Source organism: Lactobacillus sp. UMNPBX4 (genome assembly GCF_002554115.1).
Classification (GTDB): domain Bacteria; phylum Bacillota; class Bacilli; order Lactobacillales; family Lactobacillaceae; genus Lactobacillus; species Lactobacillus gallinarum.
Window position 1 is genome coordinate 24,216 of the sequence record NZ_PCZF01000017.1, and the last position, 14,388, is coordinate 38,603.

The 14,388-nt window shown below is 35.8% G+C and carries 10 protein-coding genes, 1 pseudogene and 1 CRISPR repeat array; of the genes and pseudogenes, 1 reads left to right on the forward strand and 10 read right to left on the reverse strand.

Features of this window, described 5'->3' with window-relative positions:
- Nucleotides 1-10 precede the first annotated feature (10 nt).
- From CP355_RS04785 to CP355_RS04820, 9 genes and pseudogenes are all read right to left on the reverse strand, one after another.
- Nucleotides 11-1,720 (reverse strand): type I-E CRISPR-associated protein Cse1/CasA, encoded by a 1,710-nt coding sequence (locus CP355_RS04785; RefSeq protein ID WP_098044001.1) that lies wholly within the window; start codon nucleotides 1,718-1,720, stop codon nucleotides 11-13.
- 195 nt (nucleotides 1,721-1,915) lie between these two features.
- Entirely contained in the window at nucleotides 1,916-4,666 is a 2,751-nt protein-coding gene (locus tag CP355_RS04790; RefSeq protein ID WP_098044002.1) for a CRISPR-associated helicase/endonuclease Cas3, read from the reverse strand.
- A gap of 55 nt (nucleotides 4,667-4,721) precedes the next feature.
- Nucleotides 4,722-4,994 carry a hypothetical protein gene (locus tag CP355_RS04795; RefSeq protein ID WP_199161207.1) on the reverse strand — a complete coding sequence of 91 codons (273 nt, stop codon included), beginning with the start codon at nucleotides 4,992-4,994 and terminating at the stop codon, nucleotides 4,722-4,724.
- A 264-nt stretch (nucleotides 4,995-5,258) separates the two neighbouring features.
- Complete coding sequence (locus tag CP355_RS10270) at nucleotides 5,259-5,435, reverse strand: hypothetical protein (RefSeq protein ID WP_158227345.1); 177 nt, start codon at nucleotides 5,433-5,435, stop codon at nucleotides 5,259-5,261.
- A 67-nt stretch (nucleotides 5,436-5,502) separates the two neighbouring features.
- Nucleotides 5,503-6,128 (reverse strand): annotated as a pseudogene (locus tag CP355_RS04800) (Crp/Fnr family transcriptional regulator).
- Nucleotides 6,129-6,147: 19 nt separating this feature from the next.
- On the reverse strand, nucleotides 6,148-6,693 hold the full coding sequence (locus CP355_RS04805) for a DNA-binding protein (protein ID WP_010580181.1): 546 nt from the start codon (nucleotides 6,691-6,693) through the stop codon (nucleotides 6,148-6,150).
- Entirely contained in the window at nucleotides 6,693-6,923 is a 231-nt protein-coding gene (locus CP355_RS04810) for a heavy-metal-associated domain-containing protein (RefSeq protein WP_013086444.1), read from the reverse strand. The genes CP355_RS04805 and CP355_RS04810 overlap by 1 nt, the downstream gene beginning before the upstream one ends.
- A 26-nt stretch (nucleotides 6,924-6,949) precedes the next feature.
- Nucleotides 6,950-8,851 carry a heavy metal translocating P-type ATPase gene (locus tag CP355_RS04815; RefSeq protein WP_089148067.1) on the reverse strand — a complete coding sequence of 634 codons (1,902 nt, stop codon included), beginning with the start codon at nucleotides 8,849-8,851 and terminating at the stop codon, nucleotides 6,950-6,952.
- A gap of 649 nt (nucleotides 8,852-9,500) precedes the next feature.
- Nucleotides 9,501-10,058 (reverse strand): hypothetical protein, encoded by a 558-nt coding sequence (locus CP355_RS04820; RefSeq protein ID WP_089148066.1) that lies wholly within the window; start codon nucleotides 10,056-10,058, stop codon nucleotides 9,501-9,503.
- 350 nt (nucleotides 10,059-10,408) lie between these two features.
- A CRISPR array of direct repeats spans nucleotides 10,409-12,572; the repeat unit is 28 nt; unit sequence GGATCACCTCCACATACGTGGAGAATAC.
- Nucleotides 12,573-13,004: 432 nt separating this feature from the next.
- Here CP355_RS04820 and CP355_RS04825 point away from each other — a divergent pair.
- Nucleotides 13,005-13,628, forward strand: a complete 624-nt coding sequence (locus tag CP355_RS04825; RefSeq protein ID WP_005719132.1) for a M23 family metallopeptidase — start codon at nucleotides 13,005-13,007, stop codon at nucleotides 13,626-13,628.
- A gap of 70 nt (nucleotides 13,629-13,698) precedes the next feature.
- Here the strand turns inward: CP355_RS04825 and msrA are convergent, their stop codons facing one another.
- Complete coding sequence (gene msrA / locus CP355_RS04830) at nucleotides 13,699-14,265, reverse strand: peptide-methionine (S)-S-oxide reductase MsrA (protein WP_089148065.1); 567 nt, start codon at nucleotides 14,263-14,265, stop codon at nucleotides 13,699-13,701.
- Between the last annotated feature and the right edge of the window lie 123 nt (nucleotides 14,266-14,388).

Sequence of the window (14,388 nt, forward strand, 5' to 3'; positions counted from 1 at the left end):
CTTTTTCTCCTTACTTTAATCCGAGACAAACATAGACGTTTCTGCGTAGTTTATTATAAATTGTAAAAATATTGTCTTCCTTCCCGCCAATGATTTCATCAGCAGTTGCATTGATAAAAATATTTTTAGCTTGCGTCGCAACAAAACGATTTAAAGTTTCACGCCATTCTTTGGTTTTAGCATCACGGTCTTGACTTAAATCTAGCCCAGAAAGCCAAGTATAAAATGGCTGATTCAATTCATCATAAAATTGTGCTACCTTTCGACTTGCCCAATCATCATTACTTTTTTTCTTCTCACTATGGGTTTGAATGTTCGATATGTCTTTTGCAAACCAATAGAAATAATTTGCAACTTGTTGTGTTAATAATACTTCTTTTTCAATTCTATCTTGCCACCGATTTTCAAGCATAGGCTCATCATCAAAAAGAACTCCTGCCTTAGCTTGCATATTATCAGTGATTTCCGCATAAGGTGATTGAGATGTAGCATTTCCATCACTTATCATAGCTACTGTAGCTATATTGATGTTAGTATGCTTAGAAATGTATTTTTCTTTTTTCAATTCCTGAATCCAACTAACAATTCCTGGAATTCTTTTTTCATCTTCGTTAGCTTTAGTTCTTATATACTGACCAAAATTACGCCACATAGCGACATTTATATTATTTTTATTCTTGGCGGCTGGATATACAACACCATCTTTATTTTTACGCCAAGTCGTCATTGGCTCTAGGAATTGTTTTTCACTATCTAACTTAGGCAGCCCTGCGCTAAATATAACTGGCTGACCATTTTGCCAATCAATATGAATCATTCTAGACCAGACAGTGTATAATTCAGATAAATTGTCAGGATATACTCCATTCAATCTTTGTTGAAGATAATCATTAATATCATCGTATTCCCACACTGGTCTTTGTGAGTTTAGCCAGTTTGTTCCATCTGCAGAATCATTGGTAACTAAGCTTAGATTTAACATCAAAGTGTCAAATAAAGTTTTACCTTTAATATAAACAGGATTAATTGAATACAACCAACCAGGAGAAACAGAGAACTTATCCTTTGACTTAACTTTGGTCTTATCAGTAACACCTGTGAAGTTTTGGTAAGTAATTAACCAGCGAACTAATTCCGCATTATTAACACTATCTTTTTCAATACCTGATTTAGGTGAAAACAGTGCCGGGCTGTTATTGCTTTCAGAAATAAGTCGATTAATTTGTTTAACTGATACTGTACCCGCACCTTTAGCTACCTTTTTATTTTCCGGCACATTTTGGTCATAGACTTGACGATTAACTTGATAAAAAGGATCTTCACCAAATAAATTAAACTTAGCCTGATAAAGATTTAGATAATCAAATACTTTTTTTGAAAAAGTTTTTTGATCATATAGACTTCTCCAAGTGTCTCCCAGTTTTAGTTTTTGAGAGTTGAAGCCATCATTATCTGTCCGAGTCACTCGCCATTTGTCATCTAAATCCAGCCATGAGTATGGCGTATCATCTGCATCGAATCTAGTATAAACTGACAGTAAGATAGCCAACAATAATCTGAGAATCGCTAAGTCCTGCGATTTCATATCACCGGCAAGCTGAAGATAATCTTCAGAATTACTAAAAAGTTCATTTAAAGAGACTTCACTTTCGGTATAATCCTTTTTCAGGACTTTAATCCAAGGATCAGTAACCAGATTGAAACTTAAATCATTACTCATATATCACCATCTCTTCCAATTTATAAATGATTAATTAATATTTATAATAAAACTTTTCCTTTTAATTTACAATAAAATAAAAAGCGATTTCAGTTTATGAAACCGCCAAGCCCATTTTCATGGGGATTACTTTAATAAATGATTAATTAATGGGATCACCCTCACCTAAGTGAGGAATACACTTAATACAGTTTACTATTTTTCGTACGATAACCCCAAATCAGATGAATACTTAATTTTATATCCATTAAATTCTGTCTCATTATTGGCATCAAGAATTAAAGCTACCGAGCCCTTTAACCAGGAACTGTTCTGCCATTCAGGAAAATTACTAATAGTATCTCGTTCCAAATTTCGTATAGATTGGTTTATGTCCATCGTTAATGCATGGGGCAGCCTAATCAACTGCTGAGCAACAACGCTATCAAGAACTTCTTCATCCACTTTTCGCCCATCCATTAAATAAAATCCATCGGCATCTTTTTTTAGCACAAGAACTTCAATTGTTTCATTCGTATCTCTGACCGCAGTCTCTGCTTTAACATCATTTAGATCAGTGTCACTATCATTATCAAGCCAACCGTGTAAAGTTTTTTCAACTCTTGGGGCTCTAATTTGATACCCTTTCGATTTTTGTTCTGCCTTTTCTTGATCAATGTTGAATTTCTTAACTTCCGCTTCCTGAAGATCTTGTACTTCATTATCAGTATCCGCTGAATATACCTTTTGAACCAAATTAGAAATATCACTAGGTAATTTGATCTTGTCTTTTAAGAAATGATCCGTCTTAATTAAAAGATATTTCTCATATATTGCTTGATTTGCATCCCCATAGTCCCCATTAGAATTAATACCCATAATGAATAGTTGAGGCTCAATTAATTTGTCTGGACGCTTAATTTGATGACGATGCAAACGCCCCGCTCTTTGTAAAATCAAGTCTATTGGTGCAATATCCGTATACATAACATCAAAATCGATATCCAAAGATTGCTCTAGTACTTGTGTACCAATTACTATCATTTTCTTTGGACGTTTTTGGTGATTTCCAATTGACTTTTCCAATTTGGACTCTAAATTACTACGATCATTAGCCAAAAATGCGGAATGAAGCACCAAAATTTGCGTATCTTCAGAGCACTCTTTTTCAGCAATTTTTGCCAGTTCTTGTGCTCGCTTTACCGTATTAACTATGACACCTGCGACACCGCCATCTTCAATTTGATCATTAATCTTTTCAATTAAATCGTAATTTTCAATGTTTAAGCGAGTAACTTTAACTGTAGTATCATCAGCTTGAGTAGAAAAATCTGACTTTTGTTTTAAAATTTTGCCATCCAAAATACTTAACAAGGGATATGCTTGACAAGTTTGCCAATTAGTATTTTGAGCTTTAAATTTTTCACTGCCATATTTTCCTCTACAATATGCTGTAAGAAGTTCATTTCTTTTATCAACTGGAAGCGTAGCCGACAAAGCAACAACTGGTACATGATATGCCCCCAACCACTCTATTGCCTTTTCAAGATAGGAACTCATATATACGTCATAAGCATGAACCTCGTCAATTACAACTATTTTTCCGCTTAGCCCTAAATGTCTTAAGGCCAGATGCTTTTGCTTCAAGCCCATCAAAAGCAATTGATCAATAGTTCCAATTACAAAGTCAGTTAATATTGACTTTTTACCATTAAACCACTGATTAACAACAACTGCACCTTCATCGGTTTCAATATCATCAGCATCAGGAATATTGTGATATTTTTGATTAAACTGTGCCTTTCCATGCATCAATTTAATAGAAAGATTTTCGCTCTGTTCTTTGGCAATATTCCCCAGCCAGTTATCTACTCTATCAAACATTGCATTTGCAGTAGCCTGAGTTGGCAAGCCAAAAAACAGGCCATTGATACCGGTCTTAGCAGCTAATTGCTCAACAGCGGTTAGAGCTATTTCAGTTTTACCAATACCCATCGGGGCTTCAACGATAATCATGCTAGGATCCACACTATCTCCGATTGCTTGAGACATTTGTTCCTGAACTTGTCTTGGATCAAAATTCCAGCGTTTTTGATATTGCTCTTTAGTATCGACTATCAATTGAGGCGTCCAGGAATCTGTTTTAAGCCAATTTAAAATTCCTTGCTGATATCTTGATGTCATATCAATATCGCTAAAACCTTGATCCATCGAGATTAATGGAAACATGCTAACACGCTTACCATCTTTAATTGTATATTCACTAGATGCCAACCAGTCGGCCATAATGACTAGGCCTTCTAAAATTACTGCTTGTGAGTCAGTAACTGTAGGTATATCTTCTAAATTTTTAAAATTACACAAATCTAAACCATAATTGATGATCTCTTTTTGTACATTTTCCCATTTTTCTCTAGTTGGATTTTCGGCCCAAGAATCTGATTGATAATATTTAGAAGTATCATCCATCAGTTGATCTTCATAGTCAAAATACTTATTTTGTGGTTTACCATGGTGCCCGCCAACTATAGCGCCAATACTTTCATTTAGCCCACTATTTTCTAAGATCACTTCACCAGCCAGAGCGTGGAGCCAGTGTCTAGTATCCATATTTGCCTTTAATTCTTCTAAATTATCAAATCCATTTTGTAATAATCTCTCTAACAGATCCTGGTCTAAATCTTCATTATGGATAAACGATTGCTTAATTTGAAAAGCAGGCGTAGCCTTACCAATATCATGAATGTATCCAATAAATTCAACAAGATTCTGAACTTCATTTGAGTTTTCAAATTCCTGACTCAAAATGCGTCTTTGGCCGTCATTAAGCCAATGATTATATAACCATCCAATAACATTTTTTGTGTCAATTAAGTGAGCAATTAAGGGTAACCATACTTCTTCGCTATCTTCACTAATATTCTTTTTACCCCATAAAGACAAGGTCGTATTTGATAAATTTGTCATGTTTTCCTCAATTTATATTATCTGCTTAATTTAATATTTATAATTACTTTTTATTTTACAGCCTATTTCCATTTATATACATAGAATAATCGATGTCTTTTATTACTTGATCATATTTGTCATAATACCAAATGCTAAAATCTTCCCATTTTCCGCCCTTAGATGAACCATCAAGTGATGCTGGATTGTTTTGGGAATATAAATAATCTTCATCACTGTCATCAATGACTCTATAAAAAGGTCCTTCTTCAGCTATACATTCATAGATTTTGCCATTTGTTAAGCCAGTTACCCCTAAAGTTTCACCTATATATTTTAATTTCATCATTCTTTTCTCTCGTATAATTTACAATCTTTAATTCATACATATTGGAATTCGTATACTTGTTTACTTCATACCAATGAATATCAGAACACAGTTATCACTTTTTTAATCACCTCCACATGTGTTGTCCGACTCATCCCAATCACATATTGCCTCAAACACTGAGACAGTGCTGTTTGTTGCTGCTTTCTAAGGATTAATTTGACAAAGAGCCGTCGCCCTTAATCACAATTAATTGCTGGTATTTAAACTTCCTGAAAAATTCCGTTATTCTTGATTCTTATCAATGGGGTTGATTGTTAATGGGTATTTCTTATCGAGTTTAGGAGTAACAAATTTAATAGTTAATCCCTTTTTCAACGGTCCCATTAGTATCCAAGCGCCAATCCATAACATCCCCACTATCGATGACCAAATATCACTACCTTGAATTAGTGGAAACATGCATCCCCAAATTAACATAATGATATAACGTGTATATTATCAACTAAGCAATAATTGCCTAATTAAACTAATTTTCGAATAATTCAATTCGACGTAATTGACGCTTCAGTTGACCTTGCTTTTCTAATAAAGCAAATTTACGAGACAGGGTCTCAGGTGTTGTTCCAAGGTATAAGGCTAAGTCCTTCATTTTTAAGGGTAAGTTAAAATTATTTTTACCAATTTCATCTGCATATGTTTGTAAATACTTTAATAACCGGTCTTCAACCTTCGGCAAAGCCAACAAGTGAATTTGTTTTTGCATTTCCGAAACTTTAACAATATTTAGTTCCAATAATCGAATACTTAATTCTGGCTGTTTATGCATCAGCTTCAGTAGATCCTGCCGTTTTAATAAACAAATTTCATAGCCTCGAGGTAATTATTGATATTTTCTTGACCCAAAAGCCAATCCTCACCAATATAATCACCCGTATGCAAGATTTGCAAAACATTCTCATAGCCGTTTTCATCTAAGGTGTACTGCTTAGCGTTACCATCAGCGATAATTACTAAATTATCATTTATCGTTGGATCAATTATTACTTCACCCTTTTGATAGTTTTTATGCTGAACTAATTTTTCGATTTGCATCTTCTCATCCTGAGGTAAAGCATTAAATAGTGGTACTAAGTTAACACATAAATCAGCCATTAAATTCATCGTCCTTTAATTAAAAGTCATCATCGTCGTCTTCGACATACAATCCTTCTTTTAGTTCATGACCTAAGAAGTCTTGAGTTACCCGAATTTGCTCCTTAATCCAAGCCATTAAATTAGTTAAATTAGCAGATAATTCTGGCCAACTTTCATTATTAGCTAAAGCAATTGCCTTAGTAATGAAGAGCGTTTGCGTATCAAAATCTTTTACCAAGGCAAATAATTGCTTATCATCTGCTAAATATTTACTACTGCCATCTTCTTCTAGCATAGTATATTCCTTAAATTGAGCTGTAATTGTTGGAATACTTTCACCATTATTAACCAATAAGTGATTCAATTGGTCAAATTCCTGACGTTCATAAGCAATCCAACCAGCAGCTTTTTCGGCTAAAAAAAGACTAGCAGATCCTTTAGCAAATAAGTTAGCTTGGTTAATCTTTAAAGAATGGATTAACAAGTTAGAAATAATGTGACCAGTCATGGCAGCTGCAGTTGGCTGATGGTGATCAAGGTCGCTTTGCTTCAATTCCGCCTGGTATTTTTCTTCTGCATTCATCAGTTAAGCTCCTTTTCCTTAATTCCTTGTACTTCATAACCCATTTTTTCAATAGCTGTCTTGACATCAACAGTTTTAGTCTTATCAGGATCCAGTGTAAATTTTAGCTTTCCTGCATTGAATAAAACTTTGATTTGGTCGGTTCCATCCAAACTACCAACCGCCCTTTCAATTTTGCTTAAGCATGAAGGACAGGTCATGCCAGATAATTTCATAATTACTTTTTTCATGATTAGATTCACCCTTCCTTATTAATTTACATATCTAATGCTACTTTGTTTTGTTGATTATAAACTTGATGATCGTCAATTTTTTGCTGAAATTTGATTAATCTCATCCCGTTCAAGATAACAATTAAGATACTAAATTCATGAATAAACATCCCACTTGCCATTTCAACATAACCCGCAAACAAACCGATGAACAACAATAAGACTGTCAGTAAAGCCATCACGATATTTTCATTCATGTTCAAAATTGTCTTTTTGGATAAGCCAATGGCATAAGCTATCTTCCGCAAGTCATTTTTAACTAAAACTATGTCTGAAACTTCAATGGCAACATCCGTCCCACTACCAACGGCAATTGCAACATTAGCATTAGCTAAGGCCGGACTATCATTGATCCCATCACCAATAAAAGCAATATGGTGTCCCTTGGCTCTTTCTTTTTTAACAAAAGCAGCCTTGTCTTGTGGCAACATTTGACCATGAACTTCATCGATTGACAACTTCGCCGCAATTCGTTCAGCAGTTTCTTGATTGTCTCCAGAAAGCATAACTAACTTTTTAACCCCTAATTCTTTTAAGCGGGTTAAAGCATCATTAGCTTCTGGACGCAATTGATCTTTAATGCCAAAAACAGCTAATTGACTTTGGTCCTCATTGGCAAAAGTGACAATTGAATTACCTAATTGACTCAAATGATCAATTGTCTTATCTAATTTTGCATTGGTACGGGTATTTTCAACGATTAAGTCTTGGTTACCTAAATAATATTTTTGATTATTTAAAGTGGCGATGATTCCCTTACCCTTAACAGTTTCCACTTTAATTGAAGCTGGCTTTTGTTTATTTAATTTGGCAATTGCCTGAGCTAAGGGGTGGTTACTTTGACGCTCAATTTGAGCAGCTAATTTAATAATTTCATCTTTGGGCCCATTTAATACCTCAATTGCACTAACTTCTGGATGTCCAACAGTCAAAGTGCCGGTTTTATCAAAAGCAATTTCATCAATCCGGTGAGTTTGATCCATTACTTGCGACCCTTTAAACATAATGCCATTTTTAGCACCATTACCGATACCAGCAACTGTAGATACTGGCACACCAATAACTAAAGCACCTGGGCAGCCTAGCACCATGACCGTAATAGCTAACTTAAGATCTTTAGTAATTAGGCCCACAGCAATCGCAATTACAAGTACGGCAGGAGTGTAATATTTGGAAAACCGGTTAATTAACTTTTCTGTATGTGACTTTGTATCTTGTGCTTCTTCAACCATTTCAATAATTTTACCGAAAGTCGTATCTTCACCGACTGCGGTAGTTTCGACAGTCAATGTACCGTTTTCAAGGATAGTTCCTGCATATACTTCATTACCGGCTTTTTTATTAACTAATTTAGATTCACCGTTAACACTGGCTTCATTAAGATAACCAGAACCTGAAATAACCTTGCCATCGACTGGAACCTGATCACCAGTTTTAACTAAAATCTTCTCACCAGGATCAATGAAATCGACGTCTTCTTTCTCAGTTGAGCCATCATCTTGAACAACTAACGCAGTCTGTGGTGCCATTTTGGTTAAATCAGCAACGGCTGACCGCGTTTTCTTTAGGGTTAATTCTTCCAGTACATCTCCTAACATGAATAGCCAAGTAACAATGGCTGCTTCATTAAATTCACCAATAATGAAGGCACCGATTACCGCCAGCGATACTAAAACATCAATAGGAATTAATTTAACCCTTAAAGATGAAATAGCCGTCAAAGCAATTGGAAGCACTCCGACAATCCCCACGATAAGCATTAAAGCCTGGTATGGTAAATTCATGTGCAATAGCCATTTAGTTCCTTCAGCAAGCAACAGCAGAATAGTATTAACAAGCAAAAGCTGCTTTTTGTACCTCATAAAAAATTGTTGTAACTTAATCATTTTTATAAACATTCCTTTCGTCTTTGACTCAAGGACAACAGAGCCATGAAAAACAAATCCGTTGTCCCTTACTCTTACTTTTTAATATATTAGTTGTGAGGAAGCGGTTTTACACACTACAAATCATGGGGAAATGAGTGAATAGTTCCTCTATTACCTCGAATTTTTATATATGTAGCTTAACCTTTCAAGCACAACTGAATGTGACTTTGAGCACGTAAACTTATTTTTGTATAAACGACTCGTTTGTGTAGGTTTTCGCAGTCAATGTTTAACTTGCTTTCTCAATTTTTTAAGCAGGCTATTAGATTTGCTCAAAGTCAAGGTTTTATGGTTAATATTTAATTTTTTGAATTAATGTTAACCTTTATTTGGTGTGTCCTTTTTTATTTAAAATACTTTTCAACTCACTGTTTTTTTTCAAACTTCACCTCTCCCTTTCTTGACACTACATATCATAGGTAAAAAACAATTTAGGTGACTTGACTGTTATCAAGATACTAGTGTCTTTTTATATTTATCTTTTAAGCAAAAAATCACAGTTTTATCGTGTAAATTTCGTTTAATAAAAGAGAGAATATACAAAAAAAAGACTAGAAACCATGCAAAAAGCATAGACTCTAGCTTTCAAATTTCAATTCTATAAAAATTAATGTGCCAATTTAATCTCTCCAGCAGCAATTGGCAAAGTTGTATGTGCATCATAACTCATAACATTACCGGCAACGCTAGATGGTAATTTAAGATCCGCTGATACGCCGTGAACATAAACTACTAGTTTATCCAATTGAAGATCGTCACTACCAAATGCTTGCTTAAATTTTGCTTGTAAATCTTTTAATGGGACATCCTTATCATATTCATAATGACCGTATTTATCTGCAACTGGGTAGCCATCATGGGGAATGTTCATTTCTTGTGGTGCATCATCAAAAGGAACCATCGTTGTCCCAGATACTGCCTCTGTTTCAGGTAAATCAATAAAGCCATCATGATTCACGTCCTGCATTAGCGTCGGAACATGAGCTTGTTTCCCATCTGGAAATCCATGGAAATGTTCCCAATGTTCAATATTGGCAGGCGTATCAAACATTTCCACATGAATATGAAGGCTATTACCATTTTCACTGAATGTTGCTATTCCATGCGCCTGTGTTTCAATTTTATCCGCATTTATTGGTTTAATTTTTGCAATATAGTCAACCATATTTCTCATCCTTCCATTTGATTATTGCGATATAAATCTAGCATAAAAGCATTTTACAAAAATTGATTAAATCTTTGATTATAAATATCTTTAATAATTAACATCCATTATCTTATCGTCATATCAACCATTACTGCTTCTCTCATCAATTTAACCAACTCAACTCCCCAAAACGGACACTTATCTATACAACCTAAAAATCCAGCACGTTATCCACTCGACCCTCTAGCTCAACAAGCAAAAAGTGTACTAATTCCAATCACCAAAAGAGGAATTAGTACACTTTTCATCTATCAAAAATGCTGGCATACCAGCGTTTATAGGCTATTTATCTGTGCGCTCAAGGACAGTAACACTCTCAACATGTGTGGAGAATACAGCATTCCCATATTTCTCATTCACTGCACCAAAGGATCACCTCCACATACGTGGAGAATACGCGAAAAAACGTTACAAGCTACAAAGCAAGCTAGGATCACCTCCACATACGTGGAGAATACTTTACTACAGTGCTGGTTGATTGCGGCTGCTAGGGATCACCTCCACATACGTGGAGAATACCTGGTTTAAACGGTAAAACAGCTAATATTGGTGGGATCACCTCCACATACGTGGAGAATACTTAGAGAATCTGTCTGGCATTAAGAGCAAGTGAGGATCACCTCCACATACGTGGAGAATACTTTACTCCTCTTGCTAATCAGCATTTAGTTGTAGGATCACCTCCACATACGTGGAGAATACTAACGCCTGATAGATTCATCAAAGCAGATTTAAGGATCACCTCCACATACGTGGAGAATACCAATTAATGCAGATAAAAAGACCGCTACTCTTAGGATCACCTCCACATACGTGGAGAATACTGCCTTGTCACCTTGCTGAACTAATGAAGCTTGGGATCACCTCCACATACGTGGAGAATACTAATGGATGCGTTTAACCAGCCACTCGAATCTAGGATCACCTCCACATACGTGGAGAATACTCACTAGTCTTAAGATTCTTAAACCAAATTTTAGGATCACCTCCACATACGTGGAGAATACCACTCACTCCAGCTATAGGAGTTACCGTTGTTAGGATCACCTCCACATACGTGGAGAATAGAAAAATTAGCATCTGCTGACATGTCCACAACTAGGATCACCTCCACATACGTGGAGAATACCCTCATAACATTAGCAAAACGTGAGCTGGGTAGGGATCACCTCCACATACGTGGAGAATACCATATATTGCAGATGCACCAGATCCATCAATTAGGATCACCTCCACATACGTGGAGAATACCGTCCTAAGGACATCAAAGGCAATGAACATATGGGATCACCTCCACATACGTGGAGAATACTATGAACAAAGCCACTTGGACTCTGCCCTCTTAGGATCACCTCCACATACGTGGAGAATACATCAAATATTTACGCAATTTTGGGATCAAAACAGGATCACCTCCACATACGTGGAGAATACTGCCTTAAACTGTGAAAATGAAAATCAGGTTTGGGATCACCTCCACATACGTGGAGAATACTTATTGCGGTGAATAAAGAGGATGACAGCGATAGGATCACCTCCACATACGTGGAGAATACCGTTAACGTATGCTCATTAGTATCTATATTGAAGGATCACCTCCACATACGTGGAGAATACAATGCCGCTAATATCAGCATGACCGTTAATGATAGGATCACCTCCACATACGTGGAGAATACAAGACCAGTTGCAAGAAAACGGATATACGGTTAGGATCACCTCCACATACGTGGAGAATACTCAATAAATCCAACTTGCTTAACGCCTGAAAGAGGATCACCTCCACATACGTGGAGAATACAGTTTGATTGTTTTGATGAAATTAAATGGAATGGGATCACCTCCACATACGTGGAGAATACGGCTAAAAAGCGCAAAAACCGAGCTAATAAAAAGGATCACCTCCACATACGTGGAGAATACTAGTAGATGAATCCTAATGAATTAGCTGATGAAGGATCACCTCCACATACGTGGAGAATACTATGGTGTCAATAGTCCATTAGTGATTGAATTGGGATCACCTCCACATACGTGGAGAATACAATTACACTAACCCCGTCTAAGGATTTAGATTAGGATCACCTCCACATACGTGGAGAATACAATAATGGTAATTGCGTGTCATCGTCACCGATGGGATCACCTCCACATACGTGGAGAATACTGATCAATTAAGCATTGAGCAATGTCTTGATCAGGATCACCTCCACATACGTGGAGAATACCAATTGCTTGGTTCAAAACTTCTTTACGATGTAGGATCACCTCCACATACGTGGAGAATACAGTATAGCGAGGAGTTAAACCGGTTAGGCATAAGGATCACCTCCACATACGTGGAGAATACGCATTGATATTTCTGCTGGGGCGGTTATTTATAGGATCACCTCCACATACGTGGAGAATACTTGTTTTAGCTTTCCAAATTGATGTATCACTCAGGATCACCTCCACATACGTGGAGAATACAGTAAACAAATCCCTTTATAGCGCCAAATGAAAATACGCAAACACCATTTTTTCATCACTTTGATCCTACTACCAAGTATATCGATTTTTATTAAATAGACAACATCTGCTGGACATAATATTCAAATAAAAAGAGGAATCATAATATCATTCTGCTATGATTCCTCCTAAACAAATAAACAAAAATATTATTTGTCTGCCAATCTTTCTTGCTCACAATTAAGAATTTCACCCAAACACTTTAGCCATGACACTGCTTTATCATCCGCTTTTAACTAGCCTAACCAAAAGCATATTCACATATACTCATACTAACTTTTTGTTATTAATCGAAATTTAATTGTAACTTTATCGTAAAACTGCTGAGCTACAATAGTGTACGTGAATTAAGAGAGGAGACAAAAATCAGATCTTATCTGGTTTGTTTTTATAATGAAATTTCGTAAATTAATAATTTCTTTGTTAGGTACTGCATTATTAACTTCAAGCGTTGGTTTATCAACTACCACTGCTTCTGCTGATACGCTTGACGACTCACAAAATACAACTGAAGTTCAACCCAAGAACCTCAAGTGGGCTTATCCGTTTAAAGCCAACAAGAAAAATGGTGTTCGTCCAATGTATAATGCACAAACTTTTGGCATAACTAACTATATGCGTTCTACTACACCACCTTCCTACTTTCATGATGGTTGGGATTTTGGTTTTTCAGAAGTTGGGCATTCTAACGTATATGCAATTCATCAAGGGACTGTTAAAAAGGTTGCTTATGGCAACGGCCTTGGCTGGTTCATCTGGGTTATTAGTCCTGATAATTACGTTGAAGTTTACCAAGAAGGCTTTAATAAGAAAAAAGACATTTATGTTAAGACTGGTCAAAAGATTAAATTAGGTCAAAAGATCGGTAAGCTAACTGGCTCACACTTACACCTTGGCGTTACTCAAACAAATAAAGATTACATAAACAAATATGGTTTTCCATGTAAGAATTGGAACGTTAACAACGGAACTTGGCTCAATCCAATCGAGGTTATCAAAAGCAACTTAAAGAAATAGTTAACATAACCTAAAATATTGAAAGTAAAAAAGCAGGTCACAGCTTATAACAGTTATGATCTGCTTTTTATTAATCCCAATGTTCCTTGATAAACTTAGCTCTTCCACCAGCTTCTTCCATTGCATATCTAAGTGGATCTTTTTTATAAAAATCTTGGTGATATTCCTCAGCTGGATAAAATGGCTTAGCTGGTTCAATTTTAGTTACGATTGGTTTATCAAATTTACCACTAGCTTGTAATCTTTGCTTAGATTTTTCAGCTGCTTCTTTTTGAGCAGGTGAATTATAAAAAATTACTGGTCGATAATTATCACCACGGTCTTGGAATTGCCCCATCGCATCTGTTGGATCAGTTACTTGCCAATAATAGTTTAGCAATTGATCATACGATATTTTTGCTGGATCAAAGGTAATCTCAACAGCTTCAGTATGGCCAGTCGTACCTGAACAGACTTGCTCATATGTTGGATTAGCAACATGACCACCAGTATAACCAGAAACTACTTTTTCTACTCCGTCAACTGTATCGAAAGGTTTGACCATACACCAAAAACAACCGCCAGCGAAAATTGCTGTGTCGTAGTTGGGGTTTGTCTTGGTATCAGTGCCTTCGGCTTGTTTATTATTCTCTGTCATTCTTTGAAATACCTCCATTTTATTTGAATTTTATTGTTTTTTTAAGTTAACTAGTATTATATACAAATCGCCGATTGTAAAATCAAATTGAACACTTTAGAAAAATAAAAAGTCCATTTGGAC

Bases quoted from the DNA above. Each gene is read 5' to 3' on its own strand.
- CP355_RS04785 (WP_098044001.1), bottom strand. From the start codon at position 1,720: ATGAGTAATGATTTAAGTTTCAATCTGGTTACTGATCCTTGGATTAAA.
- CP355_RS04790 (WP_098044002.1), bottom strand. From the start codon at position 4,666: ATGACAAATTTATCAAATACGACCTTGTCTTTATGGGGTAAAAAGAAT.
- CP355_RS04795 (WP_199161207.1), bottom strand. From the start codon at position 4,994: ATGATGAAATTAAAATATATAGGTGAAACTTTAGGGGTAACTGGCTTA.
- CP355_RS10270 (WP_158227345.1), bottom strand. From the start codon at position 5,435: ATGTTTCCACTAATTCAAGGTAGTGATATTTGGTCATCGATAGTGGGG.
- CP355_RS04805 (WP_010580181.1), bottom strand. From the start codon at position 6,693: ATGAATGCAGAAGAAAAATACCAGGCGGAATTGAAGCAAAGCGACCTT.
- CP355_RS04810 (WP_013086444.1), bottom strand. From the start codon at position 6,923: ATGAAAAAAGTAATTATGAAATTATCTGGCATGACCTGTCCTTCATGC.
- CP355_RS04815 (WP_089148067.1), bottom strand. From the start codon at position 8,851: ATGATTAAGTTACAACAATTTTTTATGAGGTACAAAAAGCAGCTTTTG.
- CP355_RS04820 (WP_089148066.1), bottom strand. From the start codon at position 10,058: ATGGTTGACTATATTGCAAAAATTAAACCAATAAATGCGGATAAAATT.
- CP355_RS04825 (WP_005719132.1), top strand. From the start codon at position 13,005: ATGAAATTTCGTAAATTAATAATTTCTTTGTTAGGTACTGCATTATTA.
- msrA (WP_089148065.1), bottom strand. From the start codon at position 14,265: ATGACAGAGAATAATAAACAAGCCGAAGGCACTGATACCAAGACAAAC.